19 protein-coding genes are annotated in these 20,815 nt (G+C 75.5%); 7 read left to right on the plus strand and 12 right to left on the minus strand.

All coding sequences use genetic code 11. The annotated features are described in order from the left end of the window. Positions 1 to 44: 44 nt before the first annotated feature. Entirely contained in the window at positions 45 to 1,277 is a 1,233-nt protein-coding gene (locus AB0E19_RS03525; RefSeq protein ID WP_362172580.1) for a CapA family protein, read from the minus strand. Positions 1,278 to 1,556: 279 nt separating this feature from the next. On the opposite strand from AB0E19_RS03525, the gene AB0E19_RS03530 reads away from it, so the two are divergent. The 3 genes from AB0E19_RS03530 to AB0E19_RS03540 all read left to right on the plus strand — a co-directional run bounded on the left by AB0E19_RS03530 (position 1,557) and on the right by AB0E19_RS03540 (position 3,250). Then, positions 1,557 to 2,138, plus strand: coding sequence for a sigma-70 family RNA polymerase sigma factor (locus AB0E19_RS03530; protein WP_362172583.1), 582 nt, complete (start codon positions 1,557 to 1,559; stop codon positions 2,136 to 2,138). A 4-nt stretch (positions 2,139 to 2,142) separates the two neighbouring features. Continuing rightward, positions 2,143 to 2,592, plus strand: a complete 450-nt coding sequence (locus AB0E19_RS03535) for a PaaI family thioesterase (RefSeq protein WP_362172586.1) — start codon at positions 2,143 to 2,145, stop codon at positions 2,590 to 2,592. Between the two features lie 184 nt (positions 2,593 to 2,776). Beyond that, positions 2,777 to 3,250: a hypothetical protein gene (locus tag AB0E19_RS03540; protein WP_362172589.1), complete on the plus strand. Its 474-nt coding sequence runs from the start codon at positions 2,777 to 2,779 to the stop codon at positions 3,248 to 3,250. A gap of 5 nt (positions 3,251 to 3,255) precedes the next feature. Here the strand turns inward: AB0E19_RS03540 and AB0E19_RS03545 are convergent, their stop codons facing one another. The 7 genes from AB0E19_RS03545 to AB0E19_RS03575 form a co-directional block, all read right to left on the minus strand. After that, entirely contained in the window at positions 3,256 to 4,467 is a 1,212-nt protein-coding gene (locus AB0E19_RS03545) for a histidine kinase (protein ID WP_362172592.1), read from the minus strand. After that, a complete protein-coding gene (locus tag AB0E19_RS03550; RefSeq protein ID WP_362172596.1) occupies positions 4,464 to 6,197 on the minus strand; it encodes a cation acetate symporter in 1,734 nt (577 codons plus the stop codon). The genes AB0E19_RS03545 and AB0E19_RS03550 overlap by 4 nt, the downstream gene beginning before the upstream one ends. A gap of 19 nt (positions 6,198 to 6,216) precedes the next feature. Next, positions 6,217 to 6,600 (minus strand): hypothetical protein, encoded by a 384-nt coding sequence (locus AB0E19_RS03555; RefSeq protein WP_360609708.1) that lies wholly within the window; start codon positions 6,598 to 6,600, stop codon positions 6,217 to 6,219. 75 nt (positions 6,601 to 6,675) lie between these two features. Further along, entirely contained in the window at positions 6,676 to 7,428 is a 753-nt protein-coding gene (locus tag AB0E19_RS03560) for a LytTR family DNA-binding domain-containing protein (RefSeq protein WP_362172599.1), read from the minus strand. A gap of 10 nt (positions 7,429 to 7,438) precedes the next feature. Further along, a complete protein-coding gene (locus AB0E19_RS03565; protein ID WP_362172602.1) occupies positions 7,439 to 8,311 on the minus strand; it encodes a DNA-formamidopyrimidine glycosylase family protein in 873 nt (290 codons plus the stop codon). A gap of 375 nt (positions 8,312 to 8,686) precedes the next feature. Continuing rightward, complete coding sequence (locus tag AB0E19_RS03570; RefSeq protein ID WP_362173763.1) at positions 8,687 to 10,663, minus strand: SpoIIE family protein phosphatase; 1,977 nt, start codon at positions 10,661 to 10,663, stop codon at positions 8,687 to 8,689. 141 nt (positions 10,664 to 10,804) lie between these two features. Beyond that, positions 10,805 to 12,115, minus strand: a complete 1,311-nt coding sequence (locus AB0E19_RS03575; RefSeq protein WP_362172605.1) for a DUF6777 domain-containing protein — start codon at positions 12,113 to 12,115, stop codon at positions 10,805 to 10,807. Positions 12,116 to 12,278: 163 nt separating this feature from the next. Here AB0E19_RS03575 and AB0E19_RS03580 point away from each other — a divergent pair, with 163 nt between their 5' ends. The 3 genes from AB0E19_RS03580 to AB0E19_RS03590 are packed head-to-tail and all read left to right on the plus strand — an operon-like array spanning position 12,279 to position 15,147. Beyond that, a complete protein-coding gene (locus AB0E19_RS03580; protein WP_362172608.1) occupies positions 12,279 to 13,187 on the plus strand; it encodes a YndJ family protein in 909 nt (302 codons plus the stop codon). Continuing rightward, positions 13,184 to 13,726, plus strand: coding sequence for a DUF1990 domain-containing protein (locus AB0E19_RS03585; RefSeq protein WP_362172611.1), 543 nt, complete (start codon positions 13,184 to 13,186; stop codon positions 13,724 to 13,726). The genes AB0E19_RS03580 and AB0E19_RS03585 overlap by 4 nt, the downstream gene beginning before the upstream one ends. A gap of 11 nt (positions 13,727 to 13,737) precedes the next feature. Continuing rightward, positions 13,738 to 15,147, plus strand: a complete 1,410-nt coding sequence (locus AB0E19_RS03590; RefSeq protein WP_362172614.1) for a lipase maturation factor family protein — start codon at positions 13,738 to 13,740, stop codon at positions 15,145 to 15,147. A gap of 109 nt (positions 15,148 to 15,256) precedes the next feature. Here AB0E19_RS03590 and AB0E19_RS03595 read toward each other — a convergent pair whose 3' ends face one another. The 3 genes from AB0E19_RS03595 to AB0E19_RS03605 all read right to left on the minus strand — a co-directional run bounded on the left by AB0E19_RS03595 (position 15,257) and on the right by AB0E19_RS03605 (position 17,975). Next, positions 15,257 to 15,427, minus strand: coding sequence for a hypothetical protein (locus tag AB0E19_RS03595; RefSeq protein ID WP_360609701.1), 171 nt, complete (start codon positions 15,425 to 15,427; stop codon positions 15,257 to 15,259). Positions 15,428 to 15,711: 284 nt separating this feature from the next. Further along, positions 15,712 to 17,187 carry an SDR family NAD(P)-dependent oxidoreductase gene (locus AB0E19_RS03600; RefSeq protein WP_362172618.1) on the minus strand — a complete coding sequence of 492 codons (1,476 nt, stop codon included), beginning with the start codon at positions 17,185 to 17,187 and terminating at the stop codon, positions 15,712 to 15,714. Positions 17,188 to 17,249: 62 nt separating this feature from the next. Continuing rightward, positions 17,250 to 17,975, minus strand: a complete 726-nt coding sequence (locus AB0E19_RS03605; RefSeq protein ID WP_362172622.1) for an IucA/IucC family C-terminal-domain containing protein — start codon at positions 17,973 to 17,975, stop codon at positions 17,250 to 17,252. A gap of 314 nt (positions 17,976 to 18,289) precedes the next feature. On the opposite strand from AB0E19_RS03605, the gene AB0E19_RS03610 reads away from it, so the two are divergent. Then, a complete protein-coding gene (locus AB0E19_RS03610; RefSeq protein WP_362172625.1) occupies positions 18,290 to 19,258 on the plus strand; it encodes a DMT family transporter in 969 nt (322 codons plus the stop codon). On the opposite strand, the gene AB0E19_RS03615 is transcribed toward AB0E19_RS03610, so the two are convergent. Beyond that, complete coding sequence (locus AB0E19_RS03615) at positions 19,139 to 20,578, minus strand: transglycosylase family protein (protein ID WP_362172628.1); 1,440 nt, start codon at positions 20,576 to 20,578, stop codon at positions 19,139 to 19,141. The two genes, AB0E19_RS03610 and AB0E19_RS03615, sit on opposite strands and share 120 nt — an antisense overlap. Between the last annotated feature and the right edge of the window lie 237 nt (positions 20,579 to 20,815).

Genomic DNA, 20,815 nt, shown 5'->3' on the forward strand with positions numbered 1-20,815 from the left:
GGGACGCCGGCCGGTCACGGTGGTGCCCTGACCGGCCGACGGGGTCACCTGCCCAGGGTGAGGCCGTCCTTGTCGGCGCCCCGGCCGAGGACGACCTGGCGGATCGTCTCGCGGATGCCGGGGTGGCGGGGGTCGGAGCCGTCGGCGGCGCCGAGGTTCACGACCCGGCCGCGGCCGGTGTCGAACCAGTGGGGCAGGAACTCGGCCTTGGTGACCTCCCAGCGGGCGCCGGGCTTCTTCGGCGGGGCGAAGGTGAAGCGGCCGATGCTGCTCTGGTTGCCGCGCGGGTCGAAGGCGCCCTGGTGGTTGATCATGTCGCCGGCGATCTGGTCGCCCATGCCGTAGATCACCCAGGTGCCGTTGACCTTCTCGTACGCCTGCGGCACGTGCGCGTGCGTGCCGAGGATCAGGTCGATGTCGGGGCGGCCCCCGGTGGCGGAGGCGGTGAGCGCGCGGGCGAGGGAGAGCTGGCGCTCGTCGGGCTCGGTCTGCCACTCGGTGCCCCAGTGGACGCTGACCACGACGACGTCGGCGCCGGCGGCGCGGGCCGCGCGGGCGTCGGCGATCACCCTGGACTCGTCGAGCAGGTTCACCGCCCAGGGCTTCCCCTCGGGAAGCGGGTAGCCGTTGGTGTCGTAGGTGTAGGCGAGCTGGGCGACGGTGGCGCCGCCGGCCTTGAGGAGGGTGGGGCGGGCGGCCTCGGCGGCGGTGCGGGCCGAGCCCGCGTGCTTGACGCCGGCCGCGTCGAGGGCGTCGAGGGTGCGGCCGAGACCGGCGGCGCCGTCGTCGAGGGTGTGGTTGGAGGCCGTGGAGCAGGAGTCGTAGCCGGTGGCCCTGAGGGCGGCGGCGATCTCGGGCGGGGACTTGAAGGCGGGGTAGCCGGTGTAGGGCCCGCCGGCCTTCCCGTACACGGTCTCCATGTGACAGATGGCCAGGTCGGCGCGGGAGACGACCGGTTTCGCGCCGGCGAGCATGGGGCGGAAGTCGTAGCCGCCGTCGCCCGCGTCCGCGGCGGCCCGGCGGATGATCGAGTCGTGCGGAAGGACGTCGCCGGAGGCCACCAGGGTGAAGCCGGCCGGCTTCGGGGCCGGGGCGGCCGGGCGGGGGGCGGCGGAGCCGCCGGGTGAGCCGCCCGGCGGCGGAGTGCCGCCGTCGGCGCCGTTCTGGCTGCACGCGGCGACGACGGCGAGCAGGGAGCCGGCGAGGACGGCGGAGCCGGCCCGGACGAGTCGGGCGCGTCCGGGTCGGGCGCCTGCGGGTCTGGTGCCTGCGGTCATGACGACTGCCACCCCGATCATAGGAAGAACATGTGTTCTGCCGAATTCACCCTTCGGGCGGTCCTCCGTCAAGGGACGCGGCCGGGATGGAGAACGAACCCCACCGAATCGGACGTACGTCCCTCACCCGGCCCCCGCTCGACCGCTCGGCGTGCCATTCGCCGCTCGTTCCGACCGTTCGCCGCAGACCGCTGTCCGCTCCCTGTCCCCTTCCGCCCGGATGCGTTCGTATACGGCGCGGACGACGAACCGCTGAGCGGGCGGGGAAGGGTGGCACTCATGACGACGGCGATGGCGGCGGCGACAGCGACCGCGACGACCGACGAGCGGACGCTCCAGGAGCTCCAGCGGGAGCACGGGCCCGCCCTGCTCTCCTTCCTCCTGGGGCTCACCTACGGGGACCGCCAGCGCGCCGAGGACCTCGTCCAGGAGACGCTGGTCCGGGCCTGGCTCCACCCCGAGGCGTTCAGCGGCGCCTACGCCTCGATGCGGCCCTGGCTCTTCACCGTGGCCCGCCGCCTCGCCATCGACGCCCGCCGCTCCCGGCTCGCCCGCCCCGCCGAGATCGGCGACGGGGTGCTCGCGGTCACCCCCGACCCCTCGGACGCCACCGAGTCCGCCGACGCGGCGCTCGACGTCCGGGCGGCGGTACGCGGCCTGAGCCCGGAGCACCGGGCGGTCCTCGTCCGGCTCTACTTCGACGGGCTCACCGTCAACGAGGCCGCCGCCTCCCTCGGGATCCCGGCCGGCACGGTCAAGTCCCGCTCGCACTACGCCCTGCGGCAGCTGGGCCGCTCGCTGCCCGGCTACCGGCCGCGCCACGGCTCCGTTGCCCGGCCCCGGGCCGCGGCCGCACAATGACGCCGTGACGCACACCGACGCCGTGACCCTGCCCGGCACCCCGCCGCTGACGCCCGCCGGGGCCGAGAAGATCCTCGCCGACAACTTCGCCCCCTGGGTCCTGGACCTGGGCCTCCGGGTCGACTCCGTCGACGGCCACGAGGCCGTCCTGCGGCTGCCCTGGTCCGACCGGCTGGCGCGCGAGGGCGGCGGGATCTCCGGCCAGGCCCTGATGGCGGCGGCCGACACGGCCACCGTGATCGCCGTCTCGGCGGCCCGCGGCGGCTTCGTCCCGATGACGACCGTCCAGCAGTCCACCAGCTTCCAGCGGGCGGTCCTCGGCGCCGACGTCCTGGTCCGCGCCCGCCTCACCAAGCTGGGGAAGCGGATGGCCTTCGCCGACATCACGATGACCGCCGAGGGCACCGCCGAACCGGCCGCCCACGCGACGGCGGTCTACGCCCTGCTGGGCTGAGCACGAGCCCCGGACGTCCCTCCCGCACCACCGGCCTCCGTGGCACCGATCCGGCCCGGGAACGTATCCGAAACCACACCGGCGAGTTGAGCAAAGCGGTCCACGCGGACGCCCCGGGCGGAGGAAGCTCTGCTCGGGGTCCCGGAAACCGCGGGTCCCCGACGTCCGGGAGAAGGTGGGAGCGTTGCCGCCCGAGAGCACGAACGGCGCCGGCCACAGGAACGGCGGGAGCCTCGCCGTCCCGATGGCCTGGCTGTGCGCCGAGTACCTGGCCGACCAGTACCTGACCGCCGCCGGCCTCGCCGATCCCGGCTCGCTGGAGCACCGGGCCGCGCTGCGGGCGCTGGCCCTGACGGTCCATCTGTCCGGGGAGCCCGCGGCCGACGCGTGGCTCCGGCACACCACCCACGAGGCCGGCTGGCCGGAGTGGGTGGAGGAACGGCTCGCCGCCGAGGCGGACGAGGACCCCGACGGACCGGACCTGGCGCTCGCCCGCGGCGCCTGGACGGCGCTGCGGGAGACCTGGGTGCACGCCGCCGACCTGGACGGCGCGCCCGGACCGGGACCCGCCCTGCTGGTCGACGAGACGGCCCGGACCTGGCTGCCCGCCTGGCAGTTGGGCCTGCCGCTCGCCCATCTCGCCCTCTGGCTCGCCTGATCCGGTCAGCCCGGCGGCGAAGGATGCACGCCGGAGCGGTACTTCGGGAAGCGCGCCGTCACCTTCATGCCGGCGCCGACTCCGGTCTCGATGACGAGGCCGTACTCCGCCCCGTACACCTGGCGCAGCCGCTCGTCGACGTTGCACAGGCCGATGCCGGAGCCGCCGGGATGCTCGCCGCGCAGCACCGCCCGCAGCCGCTCGGGGTCCATCCCGACCCCGTCGTCCTCGACGGTCACCACCGCCTCGGCGCCGGCGTCCCGCGCGGCGATGGTGACCCGGCAGCCCCGCTCCCGGTCCGTCAGGCCGTGCTTGACCGCGTTCTCCACCAGCGGCTGGAGGCAGAGGAAGGGCAGGGCGACCGGCAGCACCTCGGGGGCGATCTGGAGCGTCACCTTGAGCCGGTCGCCGAAGCGGGCACCGGCGAGCGCCAAGTACTGCTCGATCGCGCGCAGTTCGTCGGCGAGCTGGGCGAAGTCGCCGTGCCGGCGGAAGGAGTAGCGGGTGAAGTCGGCGAACTCCAGGAGGAGATCGCGCGCCCGCTCGGGGTCGGTGCGGACGAACGAGGCGATGGCGGCGAGGGAGTTGAAGATGAAGTGCGGGGAGATCTGGGCGCGCAGCGCGCGGATCTCGGCCTCCACCATCCGGGTGCGGGAGCGGTCCAGCTCGGCGAGCTCCAGCTGGACCGAGACCCAGCGGGCCACCTCCGTCGCGGCCCGGACGAGCACCGCCGACTCCCGGGAGCCGTAGGCGACGAGCGCGCCGAGGACGCCCTCCTCGCCGGTCAGCGGGGCGGTCACCGCCCAGCGCAGCTCGCAGCCGGGCTCGGCGCAGCCGGTGGGCGCGGAGCGGCTGCGGCCGGTCTCCAGGGTCGCGGCGGCCAGGTCGGGCACGCCCGCGTGGTGGTGCTCCTCGCCGGGCCCGTCCCAGGCGAGGACGGCCGTGCCGTCCGTGAGGCAGAGGGCCTCGGTGCCGAGGAGCGAGCGCAGCGGGCGGGCCGCCCGGTGCGCGGTCTCCTCGGTGAGTCCGGCGCGCAGCGGCGGCGCGGCGAGCGAGGCGGTGTGCAGGGTGTGGAAGGTGGCCCGTTCGACGGGGGTGCCGAGGTCGGGGTCGGCGGCGCGGGCGCCGCGCCGGGCGGTGAGCCGGCCGAGGACGACACCGGCGGCGAGGAGGACGGCTCCGGCGGCGCTCGCCGCGGCCCACGCGATGCCGCTCACCGGCGTGCCTCCTGGGCGGGCACGGGGGCGGTGAAGCTCTCGGGGAGGTGGAGCCGGGCGAGGGTGGCGGCGGTGCCGGGCGGGACGCTGCGCGGGGTGGCGAGCGAGACGAGGACCATGGTGAGGAAGCCGAGGGGGACGGACCAGACGGCGGGCCAGGCCATCAGGGTGTGCGGCCAGCCCTCCGGGGCGAGTCCGGCGCGGGTCGCCATCACCGCGGCGAGCGCGGAGCCGCCGCCGAGGACGAGCCCGGCGGCGGCGCCGGGCGGGGTGAGCCGCCGCCACCAGATGCCGAGGACGAGGAGCGGGCAGAAGGAGGAGGCGGAGACGGCGAAGGCGAGCCCGACGGCGTCGGCGACCGGCACCTTGGAGGCGGCGACGCCGACGGCGAGCGGCACGGCGGTGGCGAGCGGCGTCGCCAGCCGGAAGTGCCGGACCGCGCGGGAGGGCAGCACGTCCTGGGCGAGGACGCCGGCGACGGACATGGTGAGTCCCGACGCGGTGGACAGGAAGGCGGCGAAGGCCCCGCCGGCGAGGAAGGCCCCGAGGACGTCACCGAGCGCGCCGCCGAGTATCCGGTCGGGCAGGACGAGCACGGCGGCGTCGGCGGAGCCGGTGAGCGCGAGCTCGGGGGCGTAGATCCGGCCGAGCGCCCCGTAGAGCGCGGGCAGCAGGTAGAAGCCGCCGATGAGGACGAGGACGACGAGGGTGGTGCGGCGGGCGGCCCGTCCGTTCGGGCTGGTGTAGAAGCGGACGGCGACGTGCGGCAGGCCCATGGTGCCGAGGAAGGTGGCGAGGATCAGACCGTACGTGGCGTACAGCTGGTGCCCGTCGTGGCCGCCGGCCAGCGGCTGGGACCAGCCGAGGGGGTCGGCGCCCTCGGCCCGGCGTTCGGGGAGGCCGCTGCCGGGCGCGAGGGCGAGGACCGTGCCGCCGTCGACGTGGTGGGTGCCCGGCGCGAGGGTGACGGCCCGCTCCTCGTACCGGACGGAGTCCACCGTGCCGGTGACGGTGAGGGTCAGCGGGGCGTCGAGCCCGATGCGCACGGTGTCGGCGACCCGGACGACGGTGTGCTCGCGGAGCACGGCCGGCGCGTCGAAGCGGGCCCGGGGCGCCCCGTCCCCGAACCAGGCGGCGACCAGGAAGAAGGCCGGGACCAGCAGGGCGGTCAGTTTCAGCCAGTACTGGAAGGCCTGGACGAAGGTGATGCTGCGCATGCCGCCCGCGGCGACCGTGCAGGTGACGACGAGGGCGACGAGGAGGCCGCCGAACCAGTCGGGGGCACCGGTGAGGATCTCCAGGGTGAGCCCGGCGCCCTGGAGCTGCGGCAGCAGGTACAGCCAGCCGATACCCACGACGAAGAGGCTGGCGAGCCGTCTGACCTGCGGGGACTCCAGCCGGGCCTCGGCGAAGTCGGAGAGCGTGTACGCCCCGGAGCGGCGCAGCGGGGCGGCGACGAGGACGAGGAGCACCAGATAGCCGGCGGTGTAGCCGACCGGGTACCAGAGCATGGCCGGGCCCTGGACGAGGACGAGTCCGGCGATGCCGAGGAAGGAGGCGGCGGAGAGGTACTCGCCGCTGATGGCCGCCGCGTTGAGCCGGGGCCCGGCGGTGCGGGAGGCGACGTAGAAGTCGGAGGTGGTGCGGGAGACGCGCAGGCCGAGGGCGCCGATGAGCACGGTGGCGAGGACGACGGCGGTGACGGCGGCGACCGCGTAGGTCTGGTTCATGCGGGACGGTCCACCGGCCTCAGCGCTCGACGAGGCCGGTGAAGTCGCGCTCGTTGCGCTCGGCCCTGCGGACGTACCAGTGGGCGACCGCCCAGACGACCGGGTAGACGCCGACGCCGAGCGCCGCCCACACCAGGGCCTCGGGGGCGGGCAGCGCGAGCAGCAGCGGGAGGGTGCCGACGAGCAGGGCGAGCGCGCCGAGCGCGGTGAGCGCGGCGCGGAGCTGGCTGCGCATCAGGGAGCGCACATAGGTGTGGCCGAGGGTGGTCTGCTCGTCGATCTCGGAGCGGGCGGGCGGGTGCGGCGCCCGGGGCCGCAGCCGGGGCGCGGGCCGGTCGCCGAGGGCGGAGGCGTGGGTGACGGTCTCGCGCCGCGGCCGGCGCGGCTGGGGGTGCTCCGGCATCGGCTTCGCTCTCTGACGGCGGGTGGGCCCGTGGAGTGTAGGCAGACGGGGCCGGGCGCCGGTAGGGGTTTCCGGTCAGCCGCCGGCCCGGCGCATCAGCAGGTCACGGAGGTGGCGGGCGTGCCGTCGGCTGACGGCGAGGTCGGTGGAGCCGACCCGGACGGAGGTGGAGCCGCCGTCGAGGCGGAGCTCGTCGACGCGGCCGAGGGCGACGAGGTGGCTGCGGTGGATGCGGACGAAGCCGCGGTCGGCCCAGCGCTCCTCCAGGGTGGAGAGCGGGATGCGGACGAGGTGGCTGCCCTGGTCGGTGTGGAGGCGGGCGTAGTCGCCGTGGGCCTCGACGTAGGCGATGTCGTCGACGGAGACGAAGCGGGTGACGCCGCCGAGTTCGACCGGGATCTGCTCGGGCGCGGGGGCCGGGGCGGGCGCGGCGCCGGCGTGGACCAGTTCGTGGACCCGCCGGACGGCTTCCGCGAGCCGCTCGCGCCGGACCGGCTTGAGCACGTAGTCGACGGCCTTGAGGTCGAAGGCCTGGAGCGCGAAGCCCTCGTGGGCGGTGACGAAGACGACGAGCGGCGGCCGGGCGAAGCCGGCGAGCAGCCGGGCCACGTCGAGCCCGGTGAGGCCCGGCATGTGGATGTCGAGGAAGACGACGTCGACGGTCTCCTCGCCGTCCGGCCCGGAGTCGAGCGCGCGCCCGATCCGGCGCAGCGCCGCGGTGGCGTCGCCGGCCCCCTCGGCGGTCCTGACCCGGGGGTCGGCGCGCAGCAGGTACAGCAGCTCCCCCAGGGCGGGTTCCTCGTCGTCGACGGCCAGTACGCGCAGCATGCGCGGGAGCCTACTTGAGCAGCCGGGACATGCGGCGGTCGGCGAGGACCTTCCCGCCGGTCTGGCAGGTGGGGCAGTACTGCAGGGAGGAGTCGGCGAAGCTGACCTCGCGGATGGTGTCGCCGCAGACGGGGCAGGGTTCGCCGGTGCGGCCGTGGACGCGCAGGCCGCTCTTCTTCTCGGCCTTCAGCCTGCCGGCGGCGAGGCCGTGGGAGCGGGCGACGGCGTCGCGGAGGGTGGTCCGCAGGGCGTCGTAGAGGGTGGTGACGTCGTCGGCGGTGAGGGTGGCGGTGGGCTTGAACGGCGACATCCGCGCGGCATGGAGGATCTCGTCGCTGTAGGCGTTGCCGATGCCGGCGATCAGGCTCTGGTCGCGCAGGGCGCCCTTGATCTGTCGGCGTTCGCCGGTGAGGAGCGCGGCGAGGTCCTCGGGCCCGAAGTCGTCGGCGAGGGGGTCGGGCCCGAGGCGGGCGACGCCGGGCACCTCGTGCGGGTCGTGGACGAGGTGGACGGCGAGGCGTTTGGTGGTGCCGGCCTCGGTGAGGTCGAAGCCGTCGCCGCCGGTGAGCGCGGCCCGCAGGGCGAGCGGCCCCTTGCCGGGCTTCGGCGGCCCCGAGGGCAGCGGGTCCTGCCAGCGCAGCCAGCCGGCCCGGGCGAGGTGGACGACGAGGTGGAGCGGGCCCGGGCCGGTGGCGGCGGTGATGTCGAGCCACTTGCCGTGCCGGCCGACGCCGGTGACCTCGGCGCCGTCGAGCGCGCCGAGCGGCGGATCGTACGTCTTGAGGACGCTGATCGCGACGGGCAGCACGCGGGCGAACTCCTTGCCGACCAGGTGCTCGCCGAGGAACTCGCGGAGCGCTTCCACCTCGGGCAGTTCGGGCATGCCACCACCCTGCCGCACGGGCACGCGCGACGCGCGGCGGCCGGACCGTGCCGTGTCGGGCCGGACCGGGCCGGGCCGGGCCGGGCCGGGCCGGGCCGAGCCGAGCCGGGCCGGGCCGGACCGAGCCGGACCGAGCCGAGCCGGGCCGAGCCGGACCGAGCCGGGCCGAGCCGGACCGGACCGAGCCGGACCGAGCCGGACCGAGCCGGACCGGACCGAGCCGGGCCGGACCGAGCCGGACCGAGCCGAGCCGGACCGAGCCGGACCGGACCGAGCCGGACCGAGCCGGACCGGACCGAGCCGGACCGGACCGAGCCGAGCCGGACCGGGCCGAGCCGAGCCGGACCGAGCCGGACCGAGCCGGACCGAGCCGGGTCAGTCCGTCACCGCGAACTCGCACCAGACGCACTTGCCGCCGCCTCGGGACTCCACGCCCCAGCTGTCGGAGAGCTGGTCGACGAGGAGGAGGCCGCGGCCGGAGACCCCTGCCTCGCCGGCCTCGCGGCGGCGGGGCAGGGCGCTGGAGCGGTCCTCGACCTCGACGCGCAGCCGCCGTTCGGCGCCGGGCAGGATCCGCAGGGTGATGATGGCGCCGCCGTCGGTGTGCATCAGCGCGTTGGTCATCAGCTCGTCGGCGACGAGTTCGATCTCGTCGGCGCGGGAGCCGGCGCCCCAGGCCCGGACGGCGGCCCGGATCATGTGGCGGGCGGCGCTGAGCGCCTCGGGGTCGCTCTGGGCGACGTGCTGGCGGAAGCGGCCGCCGCTGGGCGCGTACGCGCCGAGGCGGCGCAGCAGCAGGATGGCGACGTCGTCCTCGCCGCCGCGCTCGGCGACGACGTCGCAGAGGAGGTCGGCGAGCTGCTGGAGGTCGGAGGGGCCGTGCCGGACGAGGGAGGAGAGCCATTCGAGGCCCTCGTCGAGGTCGGCGCCGGGCTTCTCGACGAGCCCGTCGGTGTAGAGCATCAGGGTCTGGCCGGGGTCGAGTTCCAGGGTGGTGACGGGGTAGTCGAGCCGCCCGAACTCGGCGGAGAGGCCGAGCGGGAGCCCGCCCTCGACGGGGATCCGGCGGGAGGAGCCGTCGGGCTCGCGGACCAGCGGGTCGACGTGCCCGGCGCGGACGACCTGGACGACGCCGGTGACCAGGTCGGTCTCGGCGTAGGTGCAGGTGGCGAAGCGTTCGGTGTCGAGCTCGTGGAGGAAGACGGAGGCCCGGGCCATGACGGTGGCGGGGGTGTGGCCCTCGGCGGCGTAGGCGCGCAGCACGATCCGCAGCTGGCCCATGACGGCGGCGGCGTGGGTGTCGTGGCCCTGGACGTCGCCGATGACGGCGCCGACCCGGCCGCCGGGGAGCGGGATGACGTCGTACCAGTCGCCGCCGATGTCCCGGCCGAGGCGGGCGGAGCGGTAGCGGACGGCTATCTGGGCGCCGGGCACGTCGGGGATCCGGCGGGGCAGCATCGCCTGCTGGAGCCCTTCGGCGAGGTCGTGCTCCTGTTCGTACAGCATGGCCCGCTGGAGGCTCTGGGCGATGCTGCTGCCGAGGGCGACGAGGAGGGTCCGCTCGTCCTCGCTGAAGCCGGTGCGGTCGCTGTAGAGCAGGCCGAGGGCGCCGATGGGGCGGGCCTGGGCGATCAGCGGGAGGTAGGCGGCGGCGGTGATGCCGAGGCCGCTGATGTGCGGCCAGAGGACCGGGAAGGAGGCGGCGAAGTCCTCGGCGGTGTCGATGAAGCGGGGCCGCAGGGTGCGGATCACCTCGCTCATGGGGTAGGGCTCGTCCACCCGGGTGAAGCGGGTGCCGGGGACGAACGCGCCGTCGGGCCCCTCGGCGACGAGGTGGATGCGGCCGGCCTCCAGGAGGCCCACGACGAGGCTGGCGGCACCGAAGTGCTCCAGGGCGTGCGAGTCGTTGAGGAGGTCGATGACGTCCTGGACGGTGCGGGCGTAGGCGAGGGCGGCGGTGGTGCCCTCGACGACCCCGGCGCGCCGTCTGCGGCCCTCGTCGAGGCCGAGGCGGGCGGCGGACTCGGTGAGCTCGTGGGTGGCGTCCCTGATGACGCCGACGATGCGTACGGGGCGGCCGTCGGGGTCCCGGTGGACGAGTCCCTGGGTGTGGGTCCACTGGTGGGAGCCGTCGCGGCGGCGGATGCGGAAGTACGCCCCGTACTGGTCGCTGCCGTCCTTGAGTGCCTGGGCGACGAGGGTGTCGAGCTGGCGGCCCTCGTCGGGCAGGACGCGGCTGCCGAGGGTCTCGGGGCGGCCGTCGTACTCGTCGGGGTCGAAGTCGAAGACGTCGAGGGCGGCCTCGTCCATCACCATGGTGCCGGTGGCCAGGTCCCAGTCGAAGCCGCCCATGCGGAAGGCGGCTCCGAACGCGCTGAGGATCGGCGCCGCCGCGTCCGGCGCCGTGTCCTGTTCCGTGTCCGCTCCCCCGCTGCCCACACTCATGGGGGCCACGCTAGGGCCCGCGGGTTCCTCGCGCACCACGAAGATCTTTCAGCCGTCGAAGGTGGTGGGCTCGGGCTCGGCGGGGACCTGGCCGTCGGGGGCGGTGTCCGGGTCGGCGTAGGGGTCCGCGTACGGGTCGGTGTACGGGTCGTGGTAGGGGTCCTGGTACGGGTCCGGCGAGGGATCCGTGTACGGGTCCGTCGGCGGCTCCTCGTACGGGTCGGCCGGGGCGTACGGGTCGGGGTACGGCTCCGAGGGCGCGTCCGGGACCGTCGGGTCGGGCGCCGCGGGCGTGTCCGGTACGGCGGGGGTGTCGGGCGCGGCGGGGGTGTCGGGGGCGCTCGGCGTCTCCGGTACGACGGGGGCCTCGGGCGTCTGCGGGGCGGCGGGGCGCTCGGTGGGGGTCTTCGGGGCGGCGGGCGCGTCGGGGTCGCCGGTCCCGGGGTCGGTGTCCGGGGTGACGGGGTCGCTCAGGGCGCAGGTGTCGGGGTCGCAGTCGGGGACGGTGTCGGGCTTGCGGTCCTGGTCGCCGTCGCTGCCCGCCTTCCGCTCGATCCAGCTGTCGTCGGAGACGTTGACGATGACGAGGCTGGTGACGACGGCCGTGGTGGGTTTGACGATGATCACGCGGTCGGGGTCGAAGCCGGACCAGGGGTCGCCGTGGTGGACGGCCCCGGAGACGCTGACGGGCGAGCGGAGCGGGTTGCCGCAGGCGCAGCGGACGCGTGGGGCCCCGTAGGGGTCGACGAGGACGGCGGTGCCGGCCTGGAGGACGGACTGGAAGGCGGCGGCGCGGCCGTCGCGGAAGCCGTGGTTGGTCACGCGGGTGTCGGCGCGCAGCAGGACGGGGGTGAGCTCGCGGAGCCAGTCGGCGACGCCGCCCTCGGGGACGCCGGCGGCCTCGGCGAAGGCCCGGAGCTTGGCGGGTTCGGCGGCGAGGTAGGCGACCTGCTGCTCGACGTCGCAGCTGGACTCGGCGCGGGTGCCGCCGTAGAGGCCCGGCGCGGAGCCGGTGACCTCGCGGATGCCGGGGGCGCTGACGGGCTGGGCCCCGGGGTCGGCGTCCTCCTGGAGGGCGCGCAGTCCGGCACCGCGCGCGGTGGAGGCGGTGAAGGGGTCCGGGCCCTGGGCGGCGACCGGCTGGAGGTGCACCTCGTGGGCGGCACCGAGGCCGGTGCGGCCGGCGGTGCCTCCGGGTTCGTCGGCGGAGCACCCGGCGAGGAACAGGGCGGCGGCGCCGAGCGTCGCGGCGAGGGCGGTGCGGCCCTGGCTGCGGGCGGCTCCGGGGGCGGGGCGGACGGCGGGGTGGCTCCGCGTCCGGCGCTGCGTGGGGCGCACGTTGCTTCTCCCGGTCGTCACGGTTGGGTTCCTCCCGTTCTGTCGCAGTCGGTGACGGGGGGCAAGCGGAGCGCGTCCGACCGGGCGCCCGGAAGGCCCCCGTTCTGGACTTGAACACGTTCAAGAGAAGTTCTACGCTCGGTCCCGACACCGTTGAACACGTTCAAGTCGGGGGGTGGGTGCCATGACCGCGTTGTCGGCCTTCGTGGTCCCGGTCGTGACGGTCGGGATGCTCTGGGTCGTACCGACCGGGCTCGGCCTCGTCGAGGGGCCCCGGCCGCCCGGCTGGGAGCCGCTGCGCCGGACCTGGCCGCTCCTCGCCCTGCCCGGCGCCGTCTCGCTCTGGCTCCCCCGCTCGGGCCCGGCGACCGCGCTCGCGGCCTGCTACGCCCTGGCCACCCTGGCGCTGGCGCTCCAGGCCCCCGCCCGCCTCGCGCTCGTCCTCCGCCGCACCGCGGCCGGACGCGCCGGCGGCCCCGCGTGGCCCGCCGAGCTCGCGGTGCTCACGGCCCTCGTCTCGCCGTCCGTCGCCGGCCTCGCGCTCGTCGCCGAGCGGGCCTCGTACCCGCTCTTCGGCTTCGAGCTCGACCTCCTCGCGCTGACCGTGCCGCACTTCCACTTCGCGGGCTTCGCCGCCGCCCTCGTCGCCGGGCTGCTCCGCCGTACGTCCGGCGGCGGGGCCCTGGCCACGACCGCCGCGCTCAGCGTGCCCGCCGGCACCCTGCTCGTCCTGATCGGCTACTTCGTCGACGACTGGGCCGAGCTGGCCGGCGCGGTCGTCCTCACCGTCGGCATGGCCGCCGTCTCCGTGCTGACCCTGCGGGAGCGGCGCGGGCCCGGAGCCGACCGCGTCACCCGGATCCTGCTCGGCGTCTCGGCCCTCGTCCTGGCCGCCACCATGGCGCTCGCGCTCTGGTGGGCGCTGGGCGAGGCGACCGGCCTTCCGCACCCCACCCTGACCTGGATGGCCGCCACCCACGGCCTGGGCAACGCGCTCGGCTTCGCCGTCTGCGCGCTGCTCGCCCACCGCCGGCTCCGCGCCGCCGGCCAGCTCCACCCCGCCCCTCTCCCGCGAACGGAGCTCCCGGCATGAGCCGCATCCTCGGCGATCTCACCCCCCGCCGCGTCCTCAGCTACGCCGAGGTCGGCGCCACCCGCACCCCCGACGCCCTCCCGGCCGGCTACCACCACCTGCGCCACAGCGCGGCCGTCGGCCACGGCCCCGACGACTTCCGGGCCGCCGCCGAGGCCGTCACCACCTGGCGGATGCACCGCGCCACCGGCGCCCGCGTCCGCTCCACGGCCGGCCGCGCCGCCCCCGGCACCACCGTGGAGGTCGCCCTCGGCCTGGGCCCGCTCGCCTACGCGGTCCCCTGCGAGGTCGTCTGGCTCCCCACGGAGGTGCACCGGGCGGGGTTCGCGTACGGCACCCTCACCGGCCATCCGGAGAGCGGCGAGGAGGCCTTCCTCGTCGAGCTCGAACCCGACGGCACGGTCCGCTTCACGGTGACCGCCTTCAGCCGGCCCGCCGCCTGGTACACGCGGCTCGCCGGCCCGGTCGTCCCGCGCCTCCAGCGCGCCTACGCCCGCCGGCTCGGCCGCGTCCTCCGCCGGCTCGTCGCCGCGGGCTGATACTGGAGGCGATGGAGTGGTTCACCGCGCCCGAGCTGTGGATGGGCCGGACCGTCTTCCAGCGCGGCCTGGCGGTGCTGTACTGCGTGGCCTTCCTGTCGGCCGCGCTCCAGTTCCGGGCGCTCATCGGGGAGCGCGGCATGCTCCCCGTACCGGCGTTCCTGCGCCGCACCACCCCGCTCCGCGCCCCCTCGCTCTTCCACTGGCGCTACTCGGACCGGCTCTTCGCCACGGTCGCGTGGTCGGGGGCCGGGCTCGCGGCGGCGATGGCCGCCGGGGCGGGGGACGCGGTGCCGCTGGCCGTCGCGATGCCGCTGTGGCTGGTGCTCTGGGGCCTGTACCTGTCGATCGTGAACGTCGGCCAGACCTGGTACTCCTTCGGCTGGGAGTCGCTGCTCCTGGAGGCCGGCTTCCTCGCGGTCTTCCTCGGCAACGACGACGTCGCCCCGCCCCTCCTCGTCCTCCTGCTGCTGCGCTGGCTGCTCTTCCGCGTCGAGTTCGGCGCCGGGCTCATCAAGATCCGCGGCGACGCCTGCTGGCGGAACCTCACCTGCCTCTACCACCACCACGAGACCCAGCCGATGCCCGGCCCGCTGAGCTGGTTCTTCCACCGGCTCCCCCGCCCCCTGCACCGCGTCGAGGTCGCCGCCAACCACGTCGTCCAGCTGGGCGTGCCGTTCCTGCTCTTCACCCCGCAGCCGGTGGCCTCGGTCGCGGCCGGTCTGATGATCGCCACCCAGCTGTGGCTGGTCCTCTCCGGCAACTTCGCCTGGCTCAACTGGCTGACGATCGTCCTCGCCGCCTCCGCCCTGGACCTCTCCGCGCTCACCGGCGACCACCCCCGCCCCGACCCGCCGCTCTGGTACGTGGCCCTGGTCCTCGCCCTGACCGCCATGGTCCTGGTCCGCAGCTACCGCCCGGTCCGCAACCTCCTCTCCCACGACCAGGCCATGAACCGCTCGTACGATCCCTTCCACCTGGTCAACACCTACGGCGCCTTCGGCACGGTGGGCCGCGTCCGCGACGAGATCGTGGTGGAGGGCACGAGCGACGAGGTCCCCGGACCGGACACCGAGTGGCGCGCCTACGGCTTCAAGGGGAAGCCGGGCGATCCCGGCCGGTGGCCGCGCCAGTTCGCCCCGTACCACCTGCGGCTCGACTGGCTGATGTGGTTCGCGGCGCTCTCGCCCGGATACGCCCGCGCATGGTTCGGGCCCTTCGTGGAGCGGCTGCTCGCCGGGGACCGGGACACGCTGCGGCTGCTCGCGCACAACCCCTTCCCGGACGCCCCGCCGGTGCACGTCCGCGCGCTGCTCTACCGGTACCGCTTCTCCACCTGGAGCGAGCTGCGGGCGAGCGGCGACTGGTGGCAGCGGCGGCTGCTGCGGGAGTACCTGCCGCCGGTCCGGCTGCGGGGGTGAGCCGGACGCGGCGGTGCCCCCGGCCGGGAGGGCCGGGGGCACCGGAGTCGCACGGGCCGTGGCGGTACGGCCCGGGGGACGACGCCGTACGTCGACGCCGGGGCTTCGATCAGTCGATGCCCGGCAGGATGTGGGGCTCGGCGAGGTCGTCCTCGTAGCCCGCGAGGCGGATCGGGGCCGAGCGGGCCCACACTTCGAGGCTGCCCAGCTCGCCGTTGCGCCGCTGCCGTTCGGAAGGCTCCGACGGCCGGGGTTCCTGCTTCGTCGTTTCGGGTGTCACCGCGCACTCCTTTGTGTCGCGTCAGGTCGGGGACGGAGGACCGTTCGGTCGCGGTGGCGCCGGTCTGGGGCGGGGCCGCGGCCGAGGTGGGTGGCCAGTCCCCTGGACGGCCGTGGAGCGGTGTGTCGCTCCGGTAGCCGTCGGTGGGCATCAGAGTAACCAAATGAGCGGGCATGCGCTCTACCGGGCTCCAAAGTGTGACGCAATCGGGTGACAGAGACCGAAAGAGCGCCCCTCCCGGCGGGAAGGGCGCTCTTGAAACGGCGGTCGTCAGGTGGTGGGGACTACCACTTGCCGGGGGCGTAGTCCTTCATGAACACGCCGTACAGGTCCTCGCCCGCCTCGCCGCGGACCACCGGGTCGTAGACGCGGGCGGCGCCGTCGACCAGGTCGAGCGGGGCGTGGAAGCCCGCCTCGGCGAGGCGCAGCTTCTCGAAGTGCGGGCGCTCGTCGGTGATCCAGCCGGTGTCGACCGAGGTCATCAGGATCTTGTCGGCCTCGAACATCTCCTGGGCGCTGGTCCGGGTCACCATGTTCATGGCGGCCTTCGCGGCGTTGGTGTTCGGGTGGCCGGCGCCCTTGTAGCCGCGGGAGAAGACGCCCTCCATGGCGGAGACGTTCACGACGTACGCGCGACCGCTCGCGGCCTGCGCCGCGGCCTTCGCCATCGACGGGCGCAGCGCGCTGATCAGGATGAACGGCGAGGTGTAGTTGCAGAGCTGGGTCTCCAGGAGCTCCACCGGGGAGATCTGGTCGATGGTCTGCACCCAGGTGTTGGACTCCACCACGTCCGGCAGCAGGCCGCCGGCGTCGATCGCGGTGCCCGCCTGGTACTGCTCCAGACTGGCGTTGCCCGCGACGAGCGCGAGGTCGGCGACCTTCTGGGCGTCCAGACCACTGGTGCCCACGGGGAGCGCGGCGAGGCCGTCGACCGCGCCGGAGTTGAAGGCGCCGATGACGTGGTGGGCGGGCAGCTCGCCGGCCGGGAGCGGCGCGGTCTCGCCGTCGACCAGCGCGGCGTACGCGGACGGCAGCCGGCGCACGGTCTGCGTGGCGTTGTTGATCAGGATGTCCAGCGGGCCCGCCGCGGCGACCTGCTCGGCGAGGGCCACGGCCTGGCCCGGGTCGCGCAGGTCGATGCCGACGACCTCCAGGCGGTGGATCCACTCCGCCGAGTCCTCCATCGCCTTGAAGCGGCGGATGGCGTCCTTGGGGAAGCGGGTGGTGATCGTGGTGTGCGCGCCGTCGCGGAGCAGCCGCAGCGCGATGTACATGCCGATCTTGGCGCGGCCGCCGGTGAGCAGGGCGCGCTTGCCGGTGAGGTCGGCGCGGATGTCCCGCTTGGAGCGGTTCAGGGCCGCGCAGTCCTGGCAGAGCTGGTGGTAGAAGTAGTCGACCTCGACGTACCGGGTCTTGCAGGTGTAGCAGGACCGGGGGCGCTGGAGTATGCCCGCGATCCGGCCGGCCTCGGTGACGGAGGAGGGCAGGATGCCCTCGGTCTCGTCGTCGATGCGCTGGGCGGAGCCGGTCGCGGTCGCCTCGGTGACGGCCCGGTCGTGGGCGGTCTTGGCGGCCCGGCGCTCCTGGCGGCGGCGCTGCTTGACCGAGCGGTAGATGCCGGCGGTGGCGCGGCGGACGGCGATCGCGTCGGGGTGGTCGACGTCGATCTTCTCCAGCTCGTCGAGCACGCTCAGGCAGACGGCCAGGCGCTCGGGGTCGATGCCCGGCCCGTACTCCTGGGTTTCTTCAGTCACCGTCATGGCCTTCGTCGTTCCTCGATCGCTCGCGGGCGGGATGCCGCCGGGGGTGTGAAGAGGCAACTTTACGGAGCCGGGGGCCGCCGCTCCAAACCCGTTCGCGGGGCGTGGTCGAACACACAGTCGCCGCAGAGGCCTCCGGGGGTGGCGCGGTAGTAGAGGCAGCAGGTGGTGCGGCGCAGGGCGGGGCCGCGCAGGGTGCCGGCGAGGTCCGGGTGGTCGAGGAGCCCCTGGACGAGCTCGGCCGCCCTGGAGGCGGCCTCGGGCCGGTCGTGGGCGCGGGACCAGCGGACCACTTCGCGCAGGGCGCCGGCGAGCGCGGAGCCCGCGTTGCCCCACAGCAGCCGCGGCGAGATCCGCCCGTCGCGGGCGAGGGCGGCGTGCAGCGGGACGAGGTGCGCCTCCTGGACGGCCTCGCGGAGCGCGTCGACGGTGGCGGGGCGGGTGCCGGCGCCGGCCCACCACAGGTCGTCGGGTGCGGTGAGCGCCGGGTCCCAGCGCAGTTCGGCGGGGTCGAGGACCGGGAAGCGGCCGCTGAGGGCGGCGGGGCCGAGCGCGGTCGACCAGAGGCGGGCGGCGAGCCCGAGGTGCGCGATGGACGCGGCGACCCGCCGCTCGGGCGCCCCGAGCCGGGCAGCGACCCGGTCCACGCGCGCGTGCAGGGGGCCGTCACCGAGCCCGTCGCCGTCGTAGAGGCGCGCCAGCGGGCGGTGGTCGCCGCCGGTGGGCGGCGGGACCGTCCGCAGGGCGAAGAAGCCACCGAGCAACGTGCCACTCGTCTCGGGATCCACCGCTCCCCCTCGGATTCCGCCGCCGGCGGGGTCCGGCGGTGCGGGGCCACCGTATCCAACGGCGGCCCGGGGATCTTACGGGCCAAAGTGGACCGGCCGGGGCGGCGACTGGCTCGGGATGTGGCTCCCGTGCGAGCGGGCGGGCCGCACCGGTACCGCTTACCGCGCTCCCTTCATCCCGTTTACAGCCCATCTGACCTGCGGTGGCGTACGACTCCGGTTGTACGGAACGGTCGCGTACTGCGTCGGCGGTACCGGTGAAGGCGTTCCCTGGTCTGACGACGGGAACGTCCGGGAGAGCGATCGTGGAGGGTATGAGTCCCCTCGTGCTGTCCGTCGTCCTGTCACTGGTCTCCGCGGTGGCGTACGCGGGCGCGGCGATCGTGCAGGAGCGGGTCGCCGCGGCCGCCTCCGGGCCGACCTACGCGCCGCTGCGCAATCCGGTCTGGTGGGGCGCCGTCCTGCTCAACGGCCTGGGCGCGGCCCTGCACGTGGTCGCCCTCGCCTACGGGCCGCTCAGCGTGGTGCAGCCGCTGGGCGCCCTCACCATCGTCTTCGCGCTGCCGATGGCCGCCCTGTTCGTCTGTCGCCCGGCGGGGCGGCGGGCCTGGCACGGGGCACTGATGGCGACGGCGGGCCTGGCGGGGCTGCTCAGCGTGGTGGACGGCGGCGAGGGCCGCACCCCCGACGGCGGCGAGAGCCGGCTGCTCGCCGTGGCCACCTTCGCGGCGGTCGCGGCGCTCTTCGTCCTGGCGCGGCTCGTGGGCCGCTCGGCGCTGCGCGGGGTCGCGCTGGCGGCCGCGGCCGGCGTGGCCTTCGGGGTGGCGTCGGTCTTCACCAAGGCGGTCGCCGAGGAGTGGTCGCCGGACGCGCCGCTCGCCGAGTGGGGCTCCGCGCTGGTGCTGTCGGCGCTCGCGGTCACCGGTCTGCTGCTGTCGCAGGCCTCGTACCGGGGCGCCGGGCTCGCCGCCCCGCTCGCCACGGTCACGGTCGTCAACCCCGTGGTGGCGGCCACCGTCGGCCTCACCCTCTTCGGCGAGGGCTTCCGGTACGGGGCCGCCGGCGCCGTCGCCGCGCTGGTCTGCGGCGCGGTCGCGGCGGGGGGGCTCGTCGAGCTGACCCTCGACCGGCTGGCCCGCCCCGGCGGGGACGGGCCCTCGGCGTCAGATGGAGACGCCGCGCGCCCTGAGGTAGGCGAGGGGGTCGATGTCGGAGCCGTACCCGGGACCCGTCCGCACCTCGAAGTGGAGGTGCGGTCCCGAGCTGTTGCCGGTCGATCCTGAGCGCCCGATGCGCTGACCGCCGGTGACCCGCTGCCCCTCGCGGACGGAGACGGCGGAGAGGTGGGCGTACTGGCTGTAGCGGCCGTCGTCGTGGCGGACGACGATCTGGTAGCCGTACGCGCCGGCCCATCCGGCGGAGACGATCCTCCCGTCGGAGACGGCCTTGACGGTGGTGCCCGTGGGCACCGGGAAGTCGACGCCGGTGTGGTAGCCGCTGGACCAGGACGAGCCGGGCTTCCCGTAGCGGGTGCCGACGTCGGCGGAGACGGGGGCGGAGTAGCGGTCCTCGCGGGGGGCGGCGGGCGCGGGCCTGCTCTGCTGCGTCGGCTTGGGCTTCGGCTTCGCCTGGGGCTTGGCCTGCTGCTGCGGCTTCGGCGCGGGCTTGGCCTGCTGCTGGGGCTTCGGCGCGGGCTTGGACTGGGGCTTCTGCTGGGGCTTGGACTGCGGCTTCTGCTGGGGCTTGGTCTGCGCCTCGGCGGTGGGCCGCGCGGTGGGCCGGTGGCCGGCGGGGGCGACGGCCGGGGGCTTGGCGGCGGGCGCCTGGGCGGCGGGGGACTTCGGGGGCGCGGGCGGCTTGAGCGTGGGCGGCGCCTGCGGGGAGCTCGGACGGGCGCTCGGCGTGGCGGGGGCCGCCGGGGCGGGCGCGGGGCGGGGCGGGGCGGCGATCCGCAGGGTGAGGCGCTGGCCGGGCAGGATCAGGTCGGGGTCGTCGCCGACGACCTTGCGGTTGATCTCGTACAGCCGCTGCCAGCCGCCGCGCACCCGCTCGTCGCGGGCGATCTCGGAGAGGGAGTCGCCGGGCGTGACGGTGTACATCTCGCGGACGGTGGGGACGGTCGTCGGGCCGGGCTTCGCGGCGGCTTCCCGCGGTAACGCGCGCTGCGCGGGCAGCGAGGTGGTCCGTACGTCGTTGCCGCCGCCGGAGGCGTCCGGCGCGGGGCCACCGCTCCGGAGTCCGGCGTCGGGCCCGCAGGCGGGCCAGGCGCCGGGGCCCTGGCCCTTGAGGACCCGCTCGGCGACGGCGATCTGCTGGTCCTTGGAGGCGAGGTCGGCGCGGGGGGCGAACTCGCGGCCGCCGTAGGCGACCCAGGTGGACTGGCTGAACTGGAGGCCGCCGAAGTAGCCGTTCCCGGTGTTGATGCGCCAGTTGGAGGAGGATTCGCACCTGGCGACCTTCTCCCAGACGTCGAGCGAGGCGGCCTGCGCGGCGCCCGCGCCGACGAGGGGCAGGGCGATGCCGGCCCCTCCGGCGGTGACGGTGAGCGAGGCGCGGTTGATCCGGCTCGGCTGGTGGCGGCGGTGACGTCCGCGTACGGCCATGGGCCCCCCTAGAACACAGCGACAGCGATCCAAGTTACGGGGGTCGCACGCTGTGTGACAAGCCGGTCGCGGAAGTCCGCCGGGGTCGACTCCCTTGCGTCACCGGTCCGTTGGCGACCCGCCCCGTCCGGCGGGGCCCGGCTGGGGCTGCGGCTCGGGCGGCGGTACGGGCCCGCCGGGCTGCGGCGGGCCGGGCGGGGCCGGCTCGGGCGGCACGGGGACGGGGTTCGGCGGCGG

Source organism: Streptomyces sp. NPDC047974, from assembly GCF_040653375.1.
In the GTDB taxonomy this organism is placed as follows: domain Bacteria; phylum Actinomycetota; class Actinomycetes; order Streptomycetales; family Streptomycetaceae; genus Streptomyces.

Coding starts and splice junctions, on each gene's coding strand:
- AB0E19_RS03570 (WP_362173763.1), bottom strand. CDS start 10,663: ATGGGCGGCTTCGACTGGGACCTGGCCACCGGCACCATGGTGATGGAC.
- AB0E19_RS03600 (WP_362172618.1), bottom strand. CDS start 17,187: ATGACGGTGACTGAAGAAACCCAGGAGTACGGGCCGGGCATCGACCCC.
- AB0E19_RS03580 (WP_362172608.1), top strand. CDS start 12,279: ATGACCGCGTTGTCGGCCTTCGTGGTCCCGGTCGTGACGGTCGGGATG.
- AB0E19_RS03585 (WP_362172611.1), top strand. CDS start 13,184: ATGAGCCGCATCCTCGGCGATCTCACCCCCCGCCGCGTCCTCAGCTAC.
- AB0E19_RS03565 (WP_362172602.1), bottom strand. CDS start 8,311: ATGCCCGAACTGCCCGAGGTGGAAGCGCTCCGCGAGTTCCTCGGCGAG.
- AB0E19_RS03530 (WP_362172583.1), top strand. CDS start 1,557: ATGACGACGGCGATGGCGGCGGCGACAGCGACCGCGACGACCGACGAG.
- AB0E19_RS03615 (WP_362172628.1), bottom strand. CDS start 20,578: ATGGCCGTACGCGGACGTCACCGCCGCCACCAGCCGAGCCGGATCAAC.
- AB0E19_RS03610 (WP_362172625.1), top strand. CDS start 18,290: ATGAGTCCCCTCGTGCTGTCCGTCGTCCTGTCACTGGTCTCCGCGGTG.
- AB0E19_RS03560 (WP_362172599.1), bottom strand. CDS start 7,428: ATGCTGCGCGTACTGGCCGTCGACGACGAGGAACCCGCCCTGGGGGAG.
- AB0E19_RS03525 (WP_362172580.1), bottom strand. CDS start 1,277: ATGACCGCAGGCACCAGACCCGCAGGCGCCCGACCCGGACGCGCCCGA.
- AB0E19_RS03555 (WP_360609708.1), bottom strand. CDS start 6,600: ATGCCGGAGCACCCCCAGCCGCGCCGGCCGCGGCGCGAGACCGTCACC.
- AB0E19_RS03590 (WP_362172614.1), top strand. CDS start 13,738: ATGGAGTGGTTCACCGCGCCCGAGCTGTGGATGGGCCGGACCGTCTTC.
- AB0E19_RS03550 (WP_362172596.1), bottom strand. CDS start 6,197: ATGAACCAGACCTACGCGGTCGCCGCCGTCACCGCCGTCGTCCTCGCC.